This is a genomic window from Kutzneria sp. CA-103260, assembly GCF_018263855.1.
Lineage (GTDB): Bacteria > Actinomycetota > Actinomycetes > Mycobacteriales > Pseudonocardiaceae > Kutzneria.
Window position 1 is genome coordinate 3,729,228 of the sequence record NZ_CP073318.1, and the last position, 16,809, is coordinate 3,746,036.

Sequence of the window (16,809 nt, forward strand, 5' to 3'; positions counted from 1 at the left end):
GCAGCCCCAGGACAGTCCGCTCCCCGAGTTGAAAGCCCAGCTACATTAGAGAATCACCGCCGACCACCTGGAAAGGCGCAATCCGGTCAGTGGTGACCACGCGCCACTCGCCCGGCATCCCGGGACATGGCTGTACACCACGGCGTCTGGCGGATCAGTTCGACCGGCTACGGCTGTGCCCCAGCCACTCGGCCAGCACGGCGGCTTGGCTGTGCTCGACATCCCGGGTCGCAGTCAGCAGCGTCAGATCCTGGGTCCGGGCCAGTGAGCACAGATGCTGGGTCGACTCCCGCCGTTGCGGGTCCTGTAGCTCGGCCAGGTACCGGCGGCGGAACTCGGCGAACCGCTCAGGGTCGTGCCCGTACCATCGGCGCAACTCGTTGGACGGTGCGACCTCGCGCAGCCACTCGTCCAGGTGTGCGTCCTTCTTGCGTACCCCACGCGGCCACACCCGGTCCACCAGCACCCGCACCCCGTCCGACCGAGCGGGCTGATCATAAATTCTGCGACAGGCGATGTGCGTATCCACGCAGTCCTTCTTTCCATGCCAGCAGGGGACCTTCCACATCCTGGTTATCCAGGCGTCGTAGGCACGTTGATCGGCCTCGGTGTCCGGCGGGCCGCGCAGGCCACGGGGGTGCAGGCGTTCGGTGAGCACCACGTTGAGCTGCGCGCCCAGCAACGTGATCACGCCCTGCAGGTAGAACCACCACAAGATGGTGATCACGGTGGCGAACTGGCCGTAGATGGTCTGCACGTTGTGCAGCTGGCGGCTGATGATCAGTGAGGACAGCGACTGCAGAACCCAGAACAACACGCCGGACAGCACCGCGCCGGGCAGCACCTGCCGGGTGGTGATCTCCCGATTGGTCAGGATCCGGAAGGCCGCGACGAACAACCCGACATCCAGCACGACCGCAACCACGAACCCGGCCACCCGCCCCGGCCAGCCCAGGTCGATGCCGGTCGACTCCCCGGAGACGAACCCGGTGACCACCGTGCTGGCCACCAGCCCCAGTCCGATGGTGGCCAGCACACCCAGCCCCCGCAGCACTCGCACGGGCAGGCCGGGCCGATTGGCGTAGGGGATCCCCCACACGGCGTTGAACGCGATTTCGATGGTGCGCACCACCGCCAGCCCACTCCACAACGCGCTGACCAGGCCCAGCAGCAGCGCCCACCAGGAGCCGGTCAGCCCATTCAGCGCCGAGCTGTCCACCAACGGCAACATGCTCGCGACGTGCTCCAGCACCCTGGACTTGATGTCGGCGGGCAGCAGGAAGCCCAGCAGGGTCACGAACACCAACAACAGCGGAAAGACGGAGAAGAACGCCCAGAAGGCAATCATGCCGGCCAGGTTGATCGACTGGTCCTCGGCGAACTTGCGCGCAACCGCGACGGGGATCGCCACCGCTTCGTGCCGCTGCTGGAACTGGTCGACCCGACCCACCGCCCGCTGCACGGCGCCGATGTGGTTCCCGCTGCCGGAGTTGTCGCTCCTTCTGTGCATGGGATCTCCCGAGTCCGAGGAGTTCACAGCCGCCTACACGTGTCGCGAAACCTGGGCGACCCTCGGGTTTTCGGATACTGACGGCCAACGCGATGTGGACCTCCCGTCAAGCTCGATCACGGCCGGCCGATGCCCAGCAGCTGCCGGGCCCGTTCGGCGTGTGCGGGATCGACCAGCACCTCGTAGCGGTCGGCGAGCAACTGGCGGGTCGAAATGAATTCCCGCCGTCGACCAGAGAGGCCGTGCTGGATCAGTCCGAAGGCCGCACCGGCGACCGCGCCCCACAGCAGCGCCCAGAGGATCACAGCGAACCACGCCACCGTCTCGGCGGTGAACAGTGCCAGGAACACGCCGAACAGCAACCCGAACCACACCCCGGACGCCGCCCCCATACCGGCCGCCTTCAGGAAGGTCAACCGGCCGAGCACGTGCTCCACCAGGCGCAGACCAACCCCGGAGATCGTGGTGTGCTGCACCGGAAAACCTTGTTCCGACAACGAGTCCACCGCTCGTACAGCCTCGCCGTAGGTGTCGAAACCGGCCACTGGCACCCGATGCGATTCCTGCGTAACCGACTTGCGCATCACATACCTCCCACGCAACCCGCGCTTCCCGCGGAACACGAGCGGCCGCTCGTGTAGTAGTCGCTGTGACGGGGGACGTTCATGATCGCCTCCACTTCTCCCGTGGTGCGGTGGGTACCCCCACGCGCCCGCAGCGACCTACCGCCGCGGTGGCCACGTTTTGTCACGCTGACAGATACGTCACGCGGCAGACCCGCCTCGGGTTGGCCAATGAACGCCAGTGGCGCGCATGCCCACCGCGGATGCCGGGCTGCGCCACACCGGCCCCGCTGCGGCGACTTGGCCGGATGGCACCGTTGATCCAGATAGGTCCGAAATAGCGGCGCGTAGTCCCGCCACTCGAAGGGTTGACGCCGTTCCATCGATGCATTTCGCTTGATTGCGCCGGTTTGACAACGTTGTCAGCCCAGCTGGCGGTGGTGTGACCGGTTGCTTGCTCCCCAGTTGCACAGCACAAGAAGGCCGAGACTTGATGAGACGATCACGACCGCTGTCCAGAGCACTGTTCGTCGCCACCGGCACGGCGGTGGCCTGCCTGCTGCCCATGGTCGACGCCGTAGCCTCCCCTGCTGGCTATGTCGCGGACCCGGCGGCGACGGTCAACCCGTTCCTGGGCACCTCCAACGCTTTCGACGACTTCCCCGGCGCCGACGCGCCCTTCGGCATGGTCCAGTGGAGCCCGGACACCCCGAGCCGGCCCGCGGGCGGCGGCTACGAGTACACCGACAAGTCGATCACCGGGTTCAGCCTCGACCACATCTCCGGCCCCGGCTGCTCCGCGCTGGGCGACGTGCCGATCCTGCCCACGGTCGGCGCCATCGGCACCAGCCCCGGCTCCGCCACGGCGCCGCTCGACCACACCCAGGAACAGGCCGCCCCCGGCTACTACGCGGTGACCGCGGGCGGCGTGAAGTCGGAGCTGACCGCCACCACCCGCTCGGGCATGGGTCGGTTCACCTTCCCGTCCGGCACCGCGTCGAACCTGCTGTTCAAGCTGTCCGACAGCGCCGCGGGCACCGACGCCACACACTTCCAGGTCGTCAACGACCACGAGGTGGCGGGCTGGGTCACCAGCGGCCACTTCTGCGGCGCCGACGACAAGTACACCGTCTACTTCGACATGACGTTCGACCAGTCGTTCGCCGCCCAGGGCACCTGGCAGAACTCGACCGTCGCCGCGGGCTCGACCTCGCTGGACGCCAAGTCGACCGCGCCGCAGGCCGACCCGTCACAGACCGCCAAGTCGCCGCACGCGCCGATCTACCACGGCGCGACGCCGCAGGGCACGAAGCCGGCCGCGCCGCTGATCTCGCCGCCGGTCAGCGGCGCCGACGGCGCCTACCTCACCTTCGACACCACCAAGAACCAGACCGTGCAGGCCAAGGTCGGCCTGTCCTACGTCAGCACCGACAACGCCGTGGCCAACCGCGCCAAGGAGAACCCCGGCTGGAACTTCGGCAGCGTCAAGTCCGCCGCGCACACCGCGTGGAACGGCCTGCTGGGCAAGATCCAGATCGGTGGCGGCACCGCCGCGCAGCAGCAGGTCTTCTACACCGCGCTCTACCACGCGCTGCTGCACCCGAACGTGGTCAGCGACGTCAACGGCGAGTACATGGGCTTCGACGACCAACCGCACTACGCGGCGGCGGGCCATCAGCAGTACGGCAACTACTCGGGTTGGGACATCTACCGCTCGCAGGTGCAGCTGGCCTCGATCGTGGCGCCCCAGCAGACCAGCGACTCGATCCGGTCGATGCTCAACGACTACGACCAGACCGGGCAGCTGCCGAAGTGGTCGCTGAACAGCGGTGAGAGCTACGTGATGGTCGGCGACCCGGCCGACCCGATCATCGCCGACGCCTACGCGTTCGGCGCCCGGGACTTCGACACCAAGCACGCGCTGGAGGCGATGCTCGCCGAGGCCGACAAGACCAGCAACATCCGGCCCGGCGCGAACTACTACGACACGCAGGGCTACCTGCCGATGGACGGCACCTACGGCTGCTGCAACTTCTACGGCCCGGTGTCCACGCAGCTGGAGTACAACACCGCCGACCACGCGCTGTCGACCTACGCCGCCGCGCTGGGTGACACCACCGACGCGGCGGCGCTGGCCGCACGCGCCCAGAACTGGCAGAACGTGTTCAACCCGGGCACCGGCTTCTTCCAGCCCAAGTACAACAACGGCCAGTTCCAGACCGGCTTCACCCCCGCCAGCGGCAACGGCTTCGTCGAGGCCGACGCCTACCAGTACACGCCGATGGTTCCCTTCGACATCAAGGGACTCGTGCAGGCCTCCGGCGGCAACGAGGCGTGGGTCAAGCGGCTCGACGGCCTGATGGCCAGCATCGGTCCGGACGGCGGCCCGCAGAACGCCGACCTGTCCAACGAGCCGAGCATCGAAATCCCTTGGGAATACGACTATGTCGGCGCCCCGTACAAGGCGCAGGCGGCGGTGCGCAAGGCACAGAACGAGCTGTGGCAGGACAAGCCCGCCGGTGTCGGCAACGACGACCTCGGCACGATGAGCGCCTGGTACGTGTTCTCGGCGCTGGGCATGTACCCGGAGACCCCGGGCAGCGACACCATGGTGCTGGGCAGCCCGCTGTTCCCCAAGGCGGCCGTGCACCTGGCCAGCGGCAAGAGCCTGACGATCACCGCGCCGCAGGCGGCCGCGGACGCTCCCTACGTGCAGAGCCTGTCGGTCGACGGCAAGAACTACACGCACACCTTCCTACCTGCGGGTGAGCTCACCCGGGGCGGGCAGCTGGCCTACCAGCTCGGCACCACGCCGAACACCGACTGGGGCAGCAAGCCGGCCGACGCCCCGCCGTCGGACACCACCAACCTGTTGCCAGCACTGGGATACACCAACCCCAGCGCGCAGCTGATCATGAACACGGGCAGCACCACCACGGTTCCGGTCGGCGCGCACAGCATGTCCGCCTCGGCCCAGACCGTGAGCTGGACGGCGACCGCGCAGAGCGGTCTGGCGGTCGGCCCGACCAACGGCACCATGTCGGTGCCGGCCGGTGGCGACGGCAAGCAGGAGGTCTCCATCACCGCCCCGAACACCGAGGGCCGGTATCTGCTGACCGTCACCATGACCTCGTCAACCGGTGCCACGCTGCCCAAGGTGCTGCTCGAGGTCGACGTCGCCAAGCCGGGTTCGCTGTGGCCGTACTACAACAACTCCGGTGTGGCCACCGACGGCAAGTCGAGCCCCGGTGACTACGACGGCGACGGCTACGGGTACTCCGCGAAGGCGCTCGCCGCCGCCGGCGTGACCTCCGGCGCGACCATCACCGCGGACGGCCTGAACTACCTGTGGCCCACGGCCGAAGCCGACCAGCCGGACAACATCGAGGCCGGCGGCCAGACCATTCCGCTGACCGCGCCCGCCGGTGCGGCCAAGATCGGCCTGCTCGGCAGCGCCACCAACGCCGACCCCGGGTCCAAGGGCACGCTGACGGTGAACTACACCGACGGCAGCTCGCAGAAGATCACGTTCGGGCTCAGCGACTGGACGTTGGGCGGCGGCGCGGGGAAGGTGGCGTTCGGCAACACCATCGCGGTGACCACGCCGTATCGCGACATCGTCGGCAGCGGCAAGACGGAGAACGTCAAGACCTACCTCTACGCGGCCGATTCGGCGCTGCAGTCCGGCAAGACGGTCAGCAGCGTCACGCTGCCCTCCGACGTCGATCAGGGGCAGTTCCACGTGTTCTCGCTCGCCTTCGGGTGATCGGCTAGTCCACGGGAGATCGCTGCGTGGCCGGCGGGTTGTCGACGCCGGCCACGCAGCGGCCCGGACGCCGTTGCCCATGGGCCACATCGCGCTCAGGGTCACAGCCCCGGGTAGGTTGGGAAAGCACAGCTGGGCACGCTGCCGCTGCCGGAGACGCCGCTGACCGTCACGCCCGTGCCGGACGCGGTGATGTTTGCCTTGTACACCCCGATGTTCGCGTACTGTGCTGTGGTCTTGGTGGTGTCGAGGGAGATGTTCTCCAGCGTGAGCCCCAGTGGGTGGGACGAGTCGTGGCCGTCCAGGACGGATCGCGCCCCGGGTGCGGAACTGACCGCCTTGGCTCCGTTGACCACGATGTCGGTGAAGTACGGGATCTGCGACCCGGAGCTGGACGAGTAATTGGTGTCGAAGTCGAGCAGGTACTGCACGCCGGACAGGCAGGTGTCGGTGTAGGTCACCCGCGAGACCTTGCCGCCACGGCTGGCGTCGCTCTTGATCCGCAGCCCGTTGTCGGACGAACTGGTGACGCCGGCGCTGTCGGTTCCCTGCACGGTGTTGCCCTGCACCAGCACGTTGGTCACGCCGGAGTTGGTCTCGCTGCCGATCGAAATGCCATGGGTGCCGTAGAAGTGGTTGTCGGAGATCGTGATGTTCCTCGACGCGTTGCCGCCGGCCTTGATGGCGATGCCGTCGTCGCCGTCCTGGATGTAGGAGTGGGTGATGGTGACGTCGGTGGCGCCGGCGGGGTCGATGCCATCGGTGTTGCGGGCGTTGGCCGGGGTCTTGATCCGCACGCCCCACGCGGTGAAGCCGACGGCGTTCTGGAACACGACGTGGAAGTTGGGCGAGTTGAGCAGATCGACGTCGTAGAGCACGAAGTTGTTGCCCGACGCCACCAGCAGCCGGGGGTTGTTCTGCGTGCCGCCGTTGTTCTTGGCGTCGGTGGCCAACTGCCACCAGGTCTCCGAGCCGCCGTACAGCTTCAGGTCGCCGCGGCCGTCGATCCGCCCCTGGCTGCCCGAGCCACTCCGCATGCCCATCACGGCCGCGTTCGCGCCGCTGACCGTCAGGAACGGCACGCACCCACCCCCGCTGCTGGCCACGGTGCCACAGGTGGGTTTGCCGGAAACCTGGTAGCGGGCCGGGTTGAGCGCGGCGAACAAGGTCACCCCGGCGTCGACGAGCAGGGTCTCGCCCGCGCCGACGGTGAGCGGCCCGGACAGGAAGGCCGTGGCCGAACCACCGGCCTCGAGTTCGACCGCTTTGCCGGTTCCGGCGCACTTCGTTAACGCGGCCTGGATTCGCGCAGTGTCCGGCGGGTCGCTTTCTTGACTGTTAGCGAACATTCGATTGCCCGGACTCGAAAGTGTCGAACCAATCGTGGCGCACGCCGTCGGCACGGTCGGCTCACGGACGGTGCGACTATCGCCGGTCGCCGTCGGAACCGCCGCCGGAACGGCCGCTGACATGGAGAAAATCAGCAGACCGGCAAGCGCGCCGGCACCGACGAAGGTCAGGATTCGCATAGCAGCTCCTCGAAACACGAGACCTGATATACCATTCCCACGTACCACCGCCTTTCCGTCAACCCCGCGAGATCGACCGTTGCCCGCATCGATCACGGAGGCGTGATGTTCGACCGGCGAACCCTGTTGCGGCTCGGTGTCACCGCGAGCGCGGCCGTGCCGCTGATCGGCCTGGCCACGGCCACGACCTCCTCAGCGGCGACAACGAGCCGGCCACGCTTCCCCGACAAGTGGTTCCCGGTCACGAGATTCGGCGCCGTCGGTGACGGACAGACCGACGACACCGCGGCCTTGCGCCGTGCCATCGAGGCGTGCCACCGCGCCGGCGGGGGCCACGTGCTGGTGACCGACGCCCACGCCACCGGCCCGATCCACCTGCTCAGCAATGTGGACCTGCATCTCGCCGCGGGCAGTGCGATCAGGTTCAGCACCAACCCCCGCGACTACCTGCCGACAGTCCTCAGCCGCTGGCAGGGCATCGAGTTCATGAACTACTCCCCTCTCGTCTACGCCCATGGCCAGACCAACATCGCCATCACCGGTTCCGGGGTGCTGGACGGCCAGGCCGGCCCGACCCACTGGTGGGACTGGAAGTCGCTGGGGGACAAGGAGTTCCCGCAGTTGGAGGCCCAGGCCGACGCCGGTGTGCCGGTCGCCGGCCGGGTGTTCGGCCAGGGCTTCCACTTCCGGCCGCCGTTCGCGCAGCCCTATCGCTGCGACCGGGTGCTGATCCAGGGCGTGACCTTCACGAACAGTCCGTTCTGGCACCTCAATCCGGTGCTGTGCACCAACGTCACCGTCGACGGTGTGACCGTGGACTCCAGCGGCCCCAACACCGACGGCTGCGACCCGGAGTCCTGCGACGGTGTGCTCATCACCGGCTGCTCGTTCAACACCGGCGACGACTGCGTCGCCATCAAGTCCGGGCGGAACGCCGACGGCCGTCGGCTGAACGTGCCCTGCCAGAACATCGTGATCGCGCACAGCACCTTCGCCAACGGGCACGGCGGCGTGACCATCGGCAGCGAGATGACCGGCGGCGTGCGCAACGTGCACGGCCACGACCTGACGATGAACAGCGCCGGACTGGCCAGCTGCCACCGGATCAAGACGAACTCGGTGCGCGGCGGGTTCGTCGAGGCGGTCCTGCTGGAGCGGGTCGCCGTCGGCGCCGTCGCCGGCCCGATGCTGCTCGTCGACTTCGACTACGGCGAGGGCGACACCGGCCAACACCTGCCGACGGTGACCGACATCGACCTCGTCGACTGGACCGTCCAGTCATGCGGGCAGGGCTGGCAGATGGCCGGCTACCAACGGGATCCGATCGGCACGGTGCGCCTGACCAACGTGGCGATCGCCGCCATGTCCGGCGCCAACGTGGCCACCAACGTTCGGGACCTGCGGCTCGACAACGTGACCATCGGCGGCCGGCCTTGTTGAACGCCTCGTTCCTCAAGCACGAGTTCTTCTTCGAGAAGCTGCAGCAATGAGATGTATGGAGCTTTGCTCGCACTCCGGAACCGTCCGGTCCCGGCCGGATCCGGGCCGCGATGCGATGCGAGCAAACTCCTGCTGGCCGCGCCCAGCTCGCGTTTCACCCGTGCGTCAGCCCCCGCCCAAGATCAAGGGACCTTCCTTGACGTTCAACGTCATGAAGGACCCCTTCACGAACTTCAACGTGAGGAAGGGGCCCTTCATGACAAGAAAAGGGGAGCGCCAGACCGCCGGTTGGTGAAACACGACCTTGCCGGCACGTCCGCCCATGCCGCCTGGTGGTAAGGAACTCCCCCGCCGTCACGATCGGAACCGGAAGGCGGCGAGCCGGAAGGGCCCGCGCAGGGACAGCGTCAGGTCGTGCACACCGGTCAGCCGCGCCGGTAGCTCGGCGGTGACGGTCGTCCAGGCATGGCGGTGGCCGGTGACGGGCACCGGGACAGCCGCCAGCAGCCGACCACCGGCCCGAAACTCCAGCCGGCACGGCCCCTCGTCGCCCGCCCGGGCCACCTCGGCCTCGACCCGCACCGAGCCGGTCAGGTCGACCGAACGGAACCACAGCTGTGCGGGCACGTTCGGCGACACGGCAGCGACGGCGTCGCCGGCGGTCGGGCTCTCGTCGACGAGGTCGATGCCGGCGTAGTCGTCGAAATCGGCGGCAGCCGTGCGGCGGTCGACCACCGCACGGGGCTCCGGGGCCGGCCCGGCGACCGTCAGCGGCGCGGAAAGCACGACGTCCTCGGCCGAGCGGGCGACGAGCACTTCGTAGGAGCCGGGATCGACGGTGAAGTCGCCGATCGCGACATCCCAGTGGGCCAGTCGTTCGGCCGGCAGGCGGAACGCGACGTCCTGGCTCTCGCCCGCGCCCAGCCGGATCTTGGCGAAGTCGGCCAGCCGCAGCCGTGGCGCCTCGTAACGGGCGTCCCGCGCCCGGACGTAGAGCTGCACGACGTCGGTCCCGGCCCGGGCGCCGGTGTTGGCCACGGTCAGCGAAACCTCGACCGAGCCGTGCTGCCCGATCGCGCCGGTGGACAGCCGCACGTCGCGGTACTCGAACTCGGTGTAGGACAGGCCGTGGCCGAACGGGTACAACGGCGCCGGCCAGTGGTACTGGTAGGTCCAACCGGCCTTGATGACGTCGTAGTCGAGCGGATCCGGCAGGATGTCGGTGCCCCGGTACCAGGTCTGCGGCAGCCGGCCGGCCGGGTCGGCCTCGCCCAGCAGGACGGCGGCCAGCGCGCGGCCGGATTCCTGCCCGCCGTGGGACATCCACACCACGGCGGGCAGGTGCTCCTCGGCCCAGTCGAGGGCATAGGGATAACTGCTCATCACGACCAGCGACGTCGCCGGACGGACTTCGGCGACGTTGCGCAGCAACGCTTCCTGCCCCGCCGGCAGCGCGATGTCCGCCCGGTCCTCGGTCTCGCGGCCGTTGATCATCGGGTGATTGCCCAGCACGACCACCGCGACATCGGCCGCTTCGGCCGCGGCGCGGGCCGCCGCGACGCCGTCCCGCAGCACCTCGCGGTGCCAGCGCTCGGCGTCCTCGGGCGTCTCGGCGGTGACGGTCCCGTCAGCGGCGGCGTAGCGTCCGGTCAGCACACTGCGCAGCAGCACCAGGTCGCCGTCGGCTTCCAGGCGGAAGGTCTCCCGCACCTCCCAGCTCTTGAGCACCTCCTTGTCGGCGACGAGCGTGTTGTCGCCCTGGAGGCTGAGGTAGCGGCCGGTGTCGGCGGAGCGCAGGGTCACCGCGCCGCCGCCCCAGTCGACTACGTCGAAGGCCATCCCGCCGAGCAGTTCGCCGGTGGCCCGCGAACGCAGCGCGACACGGTCCGATCCGTCCACACAGGACACTTTGCCGAGTCGTTCGGCGAGACCAGCCGCCACAGTGATCCGGTACGGCATCGTGCCGCTGTACCAGTCCTCGCACAGCGTGTCCGCCAACGGACCGATGACCGCGATCCTCGGCGCGCGGGCGGCGTCCAGCGGCAGCAAGCCCTCGTTGCGCAGCAGCACAACGGATTCGGTCGCGGACCGCAGCGCCAGCTCGCGGTGCTCGGCGCAGTCGATCACGTCGGGGCCGATCGACGCGTACGGGTCGACGCTTGGGTCGAATTCGCCGAGCCGGAAGCGGACCAGCAGCTGCCGGCGCACCGCACGGTCCACATCGGACATGCCGATCAGACCGCGTCGCAGCGCCTCGCGCAGCCGGCCGATCGACACGTCGCTGTCCTCGCCGTGGTCGGTGAAACTGTCGATACCGGCGCGGAGCGCGGCCGCGTGGGCCTGTGCGTGGTCGTCGAAGTAGTGCTCGACGTCGACGAGATTGGACGGCGCTTCGGCATCGCTGACCACGAACAACTCGTGGTCAGCCCAGTAGCGCAGTTCGGTCTCGATGAGCGGGCTGACGTGGCAGGGCCGTCCGTTGACGAGGTTGTAGGCCGCCATCGCGCCGGTGACCGCGCCGGATTCGACAACCGGGCGGAAGGCGGCCAGGTCGTACTCCTGGAGCACCCGGGCCCGGACGGCCGAGGAGGTGACGCAGCGGTCGTCCTCGTTGTTGTACGCCAGGAAATGCTTCACCACCGGGGCCGTGCGCAGGAACGTCGGGTGGTCCCCGGCCAGGCCCCGGCAGTAGGCGACGGCCAGCCGCGAAGTGTGCACCGGGTCCTCGGAGTAGCCCTCCTCGTTGCGTCCCCAACGCGGGTCCCGCAGCAGGTTCACCACGGGCGCCCAGGCCTGCAGGCTGTTGGCCCCGGTGCCGACCGTGGGCGGCCGGTGGTAGTGGAAGGCCCGCAGTTCGGTCGACACGGCTTCGGCGACGCGACGCACCAGATCCTCGTCCCAGGTCGCGCCCAGCCCGACCGCTTGCGGGAAGACGGTCGCCACGCCGAGCCAGGCAACACCGTGCAGCGCCTCGGATCCGGTGCGAAACGCGGCGACACCGAGCCGTGGAATCGCCGGCGCGTACTGGTGCAGCATCGCCAGCCGCTCATCGAACGCGAGCCGGCGGAGCAGGTCGTCGATGCGCTTGTCCAGATCCAGTGTCGGGTCGCGGAAAGGCAGCCGCTCGACGGCGGCAGCGGGCAGCGAACTCACGTGGGATACCCCTCGGGGAGCAGAGAAGTTGGAGCGTTTCGACGGTGGCACGCGCCGACAGGGCTGTCAACGAGGCAGGTCAGTGCGTTTTCCGGACTTGTCGAAAGGCTTGTCGAAGAGGAAAACGGCCCGCTACGGTCGCCGTCGATTCAAGCGCTTCGACACTTCAACGGAGAAGGGCCGCCGCAGCATGGTCAACGAGTTGAATCGCAGACGCTTCCTCGGCACCGCCGCGTCGATCGCCGGGGCCACCGCAGTGGCGCCGCTGCTGTCGGCCTGCGGCGGTGGCAACCAGCAGACTGCCGGCGTCAACAGCGAAGCCGGGCTCAAGGCGGCGTTGCCGGCGTACGTGCCGAGCACGCCGGTCAAGCCGGACATCCCGTCGGTGGCGGGCGGTCCGGACGTGATGACCGATCCCGGCTTCCTCAGCTACCCGGCCAACCCGGTCGCCACCGTCTCCGGCAAGCCGGGCAAGGGCGGCAGCTACACCGCCGTCACGCCGCTGTGGGGCACCGTGCCGCCGGCCGGCAACTCCTTCTACCAGGCCATGAACATGGCGCTGGGCGTCACCCTGACGATGAAGCCGGCCGACGGCAACAACTACAACACGATCATCCCGACGATGACCGCCGCCCGGCAGCTGCCGGACTGGGTCAACCTGCCGAGCTGGTGGAACCCCAACTTCAACGTGGGCGAGCTCGCCGGCACGCAGCTGGCCGACCTGACGCCGTACCTGTCCGGCGACAACATCAAGAAGTACCCGAACCTCGCGTCCATCCCCACCGCCGCGTGGCGGGCCGGCGCCTGGGGCGACAAGCTGTACGGCATCCCGTCCTTCTCCAGCGGCTTCACCATCGCCGGCACGGTCTTCTTCCGCCGCGACCTGTTCGACGCCAAGGGCATCACCGCCGATCAGGTCCGCTCGGCCGACGACCTGATGAATCTGGGCAAGGAGCTGACCGACGCCAAGGCCGGCGTCTGGGCGTTCGACGACGTGTGGACCTACCTGTTCCCGTCCTGGAACCTGCCGCTGAAGTGGGCGGTCCAGGACGGCAAGCTGGTGCACAAGTACGAGCTGCCGGCATTCCTGGACGCGATGGAATGGCACTACCGGCTGGCGACCTCCGGCTACATGCACCCGGACGCGATCGCCGGCGACAACGTCAACGCCGTCACTCGGTTCTACGCCGGCAAGACGCTGATCCAGGGCGGTGGCACCGGCGCGTGGAACCTCGCCGACTACCAGTCCGGCACGGCCGCGACCCCGAGCTACCGGCGCGGCGCGTTCAACGCCCTGGCCGCCGACGGGAAGTCCACGCCGCGCTTCTTCCTCGGCCCCGCCACCAACATGATCAGCTACCTGAACAAGAACCTGAAGCCCGACCAGATCGAGGAGCTGCTGGCGGTCGCCAACTACCTGGCCGCCCCCTACGGCACCGCCGAGTACACGATGGTCAACTTCGGCGTCGAGGGCACGCACTTCACCCGGCAGAACGGCGTGCCGACCGCCACCGACGAGGGAAAGAAGGACGTGCAGGCGCAGACCTACCCGTTCCTGGCCTCCCCGCCGTCGGTGATCAGCAACCCGGGTGGGGACATCGTCACCAAGGACTACACGGCCTGGCAGGCCGCCAACGTGAAGGCGCTGACCAAGCCGGTCTTCTGGAGCATGAACTTCAGCATGCCGCAGTCGCTGGCCACCGCCGACGCCGCGCAGGCCGTCGAGGACACCGTGAAGGACTGCTACCACGGCAAGAAGAAGGTCTCGGACGTGCAGGCCGCGATCGCCACTTGGAAGTCGAACGGCGGCGACCGGCTCAAGCAGTGGATGACCGACAACGTGCTCAACAAGTACGGCACCGGCCAGTGAGCAGCCAGACCTGGCGGACCAGGCTGCGGCGGGACCGCAGCCTGCTGCTGATGACCGTGCCGGCGGTGGTGCTGCTGGTGGTCTTCAACTACGTGCCGCTGTCCGGCCTGCTCACCGCGTTCCAGGACTACGACCCGCTGGTCGGCGTGTGGCAGAGCGACTGGGTCGGGTTCGACCAGTTCCGCCAGCTGTTCGGCGACCCGCTGTTCTGGGAGGCGCTGCGCAACACGCTCTACCTCAGCTTCGTGCAGCTGGTGCTGTTCTTCCCGGTCCCGATCGCGCTGGCGCTGCTGCTCAACTCCGTGTTGTCCGAGCGGATCCGCAACTTCGTGCAGTCCGTGGTCTACCTGCCGCACTTCTTCTCGTGGGTGCTGGCCATCACGATCTTCCAGCAGATGCTCGGCGGGGCCGGCGTGCTCAACCAGTTCCTGCGCGGGCACGACCTCGGCGCCTGGGACCTGATGACCAACCCGGGCACCTTCGCGCTGCTGGTCACCTCCCAGGCCGTGTGGAAGGAAGCCGGCTGGAGCATCATCGTGTTCCTGGCCGCGCTGGCCGCGATCAACACCGACATGTACGAGGCGGCCGCGGTGGACGGCGCCGGCCGGTGGCGGCGGATGTGGCACATCACCCTGCCCGGCCTGCGCGGGGTGATCGTGCTGATGTTGGTGCTACGCCTGGGCAACGCGCTGACCGTGGGCTTCGAGCAGTTCCTGATCCAGCGGGACGCGGTCGGCCACGACGCCGCCGACGTGCTGGACACGTTCTCCTTCTACTACGGCATCGCCACCGGCAACTACAGCTACGGCGCGGCGGCGGGCTTGTTCAAGAGCGTCATCTCGTTGCTGCTCATCTGGGGCGCCAACCGGTTGGCGCACGCGTTCGGGGAGGACGGCTTGTACCGCCGATGACACTCATGATCGAACGGCCCGCCGCCGCGCCGGCCGCACCGCGCGCCGGCACGGGACGGCCGGCCTGGGAGGAGCCGCCGACGACCGTCGGCCAGGCCGCGAAGGGCCTGACCCTCGGCGGAATGCTGGCGGTCGTCCTCGTGCCGCTGTGGATCATCGTGGTCACCAGCCTGTCCACACCGGGCGCCATCAACCGCGCTGGTGGCCTGGTGATCTGGCCGGACGGGCTGACCATCGAGCCGTACCGGGAGATGCTCAGCGACTCGACCGTACGCACGTCGCTGCTGGTCAGCCTGGGCATCACCGTGATCGGCACGGCGGTGTCGATGGCCGTGTCGGTGCTGTGCGCCTACGGCCTGTCCCGGCCGCGCTCGCTCGGCCACCGGGTCATCCTGATCACGCTGGTCGTCACCATGTTCGTCAGCGGCGGCCTGATCCCCACCTTCCTCGTCGTCACCGGCCTCGGCGGCTACGACCAGTGGTGGGCGCTGATCCTGCCCAGCGCCGTGTCGGTGTTCAACATCCTGGTGCTGCGGTCGTTCTACTCGGGCACCTCCGCCGAGCTGATCGACGCGGCCCGGATGGACGGCGCCGGCGACTGGCGGATCCTGTGGTCCATCGTGCTGCCCACCTCGCGCGCCGTCACCGCGGTGATCGCGCTGTTCTACGCGGTCGGCTACTGGAACTCGTTCTTCAACGTGATGCTCTACATGCCGACCGACAGCGAGAAGTGGCCGCTGCAGTACGTCCTGCTGACCTTCGTCAACCGCGGCAACGGCCTGCCGGGCTCGGTCAACTCCGGCTTCGGCAGCACCCACGCCCAGACCGCGCCGCTGTCGCTGCAGATGGCGGTGGTGGTGTTGACGCTGGTGCCGCTGCTGATCGTGTACCCGTTCATGCAGAAGCACTTCCGCACCGGTGTGCTGACCGGTGCGATCAAGGGCTGACCGACCGAGGAACCAGGAGCACCACCGATGGTGACACTCGCCGATGTGGCCAAGCACGCGGGCGTCTCGGCCAGCACGGTCAGCTACGTGCTGAGCGGCAAGCGCTCGATCTCGGCGTCGACCCGGCGCCGCGTGGAGCAGTCCGTGGTCGAACTCGGCTACCACCCCAACGCCGGCGCCCGCGCGCTGGCCGCCCGCCGGTCGCACATCGTCGCCCTGGTGGTGCCGCTGACCGCCGACGTCTACGTGCCGATCATGATGGAGATCGCCATCTCGGTCACCGTGGCGGCCCGTCAGCACGGCTACGACGTGCTGCTGATCACCAACGACGAGGGGCCGGAGGGTGTGCGGCGGGTGGCGGTCAGCGGGTTGGCCGACGGGGTGATCCTGATGGACGTCGAATTGGCCGATGAGCGCATCCCGGCGCTGCGCGCACAGGGCACGCAGGCCGCGCTCATCGGCCTGCCCGACGACACGACCGGTGTGTCCTGTGTGGACCACGACTTCGCCGCCGCCGGCGCGCTCTGCGCCGACCACCTCGCCGATCTCGGCCACCGCGAGATCGCCTTCATCGGCTACGGCTCCGGCATCTACCACCGTCATGTCGGGTACGCCGAGCGCACGCTGCGGGGCTTCCGGGATCGCGCAGAACAACGCGGACTGCGGTTCCTGCACCGGCCCTGCGAAGGCACGTTCGAGAGCACCGCCGGCACGCTCGCCCGCGTCCTGGCCGACCGGCCGGACACGACCGGATTCGTGGTGCAGAACGAGGGCGCGATCGGGCCGCTGCTCAACCTGCTGCGCGGCAGCGGGAAGACGGTCCCCGAAGACGCCTCGGTGGTGGCGCTGTGCCCGGAACAGCTGGCCGAACAGTACGCGCCGCGGCTGACCGCCGTCACGGGTCCGACGAAGGAACTCGGCCGTGTCGCCGTGGAGCAGGTCATGAACCGGATCACCGCGGCGGGGCAGGGCATCCAGCCCAGTGACGAACTCGTCCTGCTCACCCCGGTCCTGACCGTCCGCGAGAGCACCGGCCCCGCGCCTCGCTAACCACTCCCCCACAACCGATGCCAGGCCGCGCAGCCCGCGCGGTCCGGATCCGCGCGCCCTGACAGAGGAG

The 16,809-nt window shown here is 68.7% G+C and carries 10 protein-coding genes; 6 read left to right on the top strand and 4 right to left on the bottom strand.

Translation table 11 applies throughout. From position 1 onward, the window contains the following. Positions 1–154: 154 nt before the first annotated feature. A complete protein-coding gene (locus JJ691_RS15990; protein ID WP_249227965.1) occupies positions 155–1,510 on the bottom strand; it encodes a DUF488 family protein, N3 subclade in 1,356 nt (451 codons plus the stop codon). 116 nt (positions 1,511–1,626) lie between these two features. Continuing rightward, positions 1,627–2,094, bottom strand: a complete 468-nt coding sequence (locus tag JJ691_RS15995; RefSeq protein WP_211769550.1) for a general stress protein — start codon at positions 2,092–2,094, stop codon at positions 1,627–1,629. A 472-nt stretch (positions 2,095–2,566) separates the two neighbouring features. Here JJ691_RS15995 and JJ691_RS16000 point away from each other — a divergent pair, with 472 nt between their 5' ends. After that, the gene (locus tag JJ691_RS16000; RefSeq protein ID WP_211769551.1) at positions 2,567–5,839 is read left to right on the top strand and encodes a GH92 family glycosyl hydrolase; all 3,273 of its coding nucleotides are present in this window, start codon (positions 2,567–2,569) and stop codon (positions 5,837–5,839) included. A gap of 101 nt (positions 5,840–5,940) precedes the next feature. Here JJ691_RS16000 and JJ691_RS16005 read toward each other — a convergent pair whose 3' ends face one another. Continuing rightward, positions 5,941–7,368 carry a glycoside hydrolase family 28 protein gene (locus JJ691_RS16005; RefSeq protein WP_211769552.1) on the bottom strand — a complete coding sequence of 476 codons (1,428 nt, stop codon included), beginning with the start codon at positions 7,366–7,368 and terminating at the stop codon, positions 5,941–5,943. Positions 7,369–7,473: 105 nt separating this feature from the next. On the opposite strand from JJ691_RS16005, the gene JJ691_RS16010 reads away from it, so the two are divergent. Beyond that, positions 7,474–8,808, top strand: a complete 1,335-nt coding sequence (locus JJ691_RS16010) for a glycoside hydrolase family 28 protein (RefSeq protein WP_211769553.1) — start codon at positions 7,474–7,476, stop codon at positions 8,806–8,808. Positions 8,809–9,162: 354 nt separating this feature from the next. Here the strand turns inward: JJ691_RS16010 and JJ691_RS16015 are convergent, their stop codons facing one another. Next, positions 9,163–11,961 carry a glycoside hydrolase family 3 protein gene (locus JJ691_RS16015; RefSeq protein WP_211769554.1) on the bottom strand — a complete coding sequence of 933 codons (2,799 nt, stop codon included), beginning with the start codon at positions 11,959–11,961 and terminating at the stop codon, positions 9,163–9,165. 202 nt (positions 11,962–12,163) lie between these two features. Between JJ691_RS16015 and JJ691_RS16020 the strand changes: the two genes are divergently transcribed. Genes JJ691_RS16020 through JJ691_RS16035 form a run of 4 tightly spaced genes read left to right on the top strand, consistent with a single transcriptional unit; the run spans position 12,164 to position 16,739 of the window. Further along, positions 12,164–13,831: an ABC transporter substrate-binding protein gene (locus tag JJ691_RS16020; RefSeq protein WP_211769555.1), complete on the top strand. Its 1,668-nt coding sequence runs from the start codon at positions 12,164–12,166 to the stop codon at positions 13,829–13,831. Continuing rightward, on the top strand, positions 13,828–14,742 hold the full coding sequence (locus JJ691_RS16025; RefSeq protein WP_249227966.1) for an ABC transporter permease: 915 nt from the start codon (positions 13,828–13,830) through the stop codon (positions 14,740–14,742). Before JJ691_RS16020 ends, JJ691_RS16025 begins: the two co-directional genes overlap by 4 nt. Then, positions 14,739–15,689: a carbohydrate ABC transporter permease gene (locus JJ691_RS16030; protein WP_249227967.1), complete on the top strand. Its 951-nt coding sequence runs from the start codon at positions 14,739–14,741 to the stop codon at positions 15,687–15,689. The genes JJ691_RS16025 and JJ691_RS16030 overlap by 4 nt, the downstream gene beginning before the upstream one ends. A gap of 27 nt (positions 15,690–15,716) precedes the next feature. Then, entirely contained in the window at positions 15,717–16,739 is a 1,023-nt protein-coding gene (locus JJ691_RS16035) for a LacI family DNA-binding transcriptional regulator (RefSeq protein WP_211769556.1), read from the top strand. Positions 16,740–16,809: the final 70 nt, after the last annotated feature.

Bases quoted from the DNA above. Each gene is read 5' to 3' on its own strand.
- JJ691_RS15990 (WP_249227965.1), bottom strand. From the start codon at position 1,510: ATGCACAGAAGGAGCGACAACTCCGGCAGCGGGAACCACATCGGCGCC.
- JJ691_RS15995 (WP_211769550.1), bottom strand. From the start codon at position 2,094: ATGCGCAAGTCGGTTACGCAGGAATCGCATCGGGTGCCAGTGGCCGGT.
- JJ691_RS16000 (WP_211769551.1), top strand. From the start codon at position 2,567: ATGAGACGATCACGACCGCTGTCCAGAGCACTGTTCGTCGCCACCGGC.
- JJ691_RS16005 (WP_211769552.1), bottom strand. From the start codon at position 7,368: ATGCGAATCCTGACCTTCGTCGGTGCCGGCGCGCTTGCCGGTCTGCTG.
- JJ691_RS16010 (WP_211769553.1), top strand. From the start codon at position 7,474: ATGTTCGACCGGCGAACCCTGTTGCGGCTCGGTGTCACCGCGAGCGCG.
- JJ691_RS16030 (WP_249227967.1), top strand. From the start codon at position 14,739: ATGACACTCATGATCGAACGGCCCGCCGCCGCGCCGGCCGCACCGCGC.
- JJ691_RS16035 (WP_211769556.1), top strand. From the start codon at position 15,717: ATGGTGACACTCGCCGATGTGGCCAAGCACGCGGGCGTCTCGGCCAGC.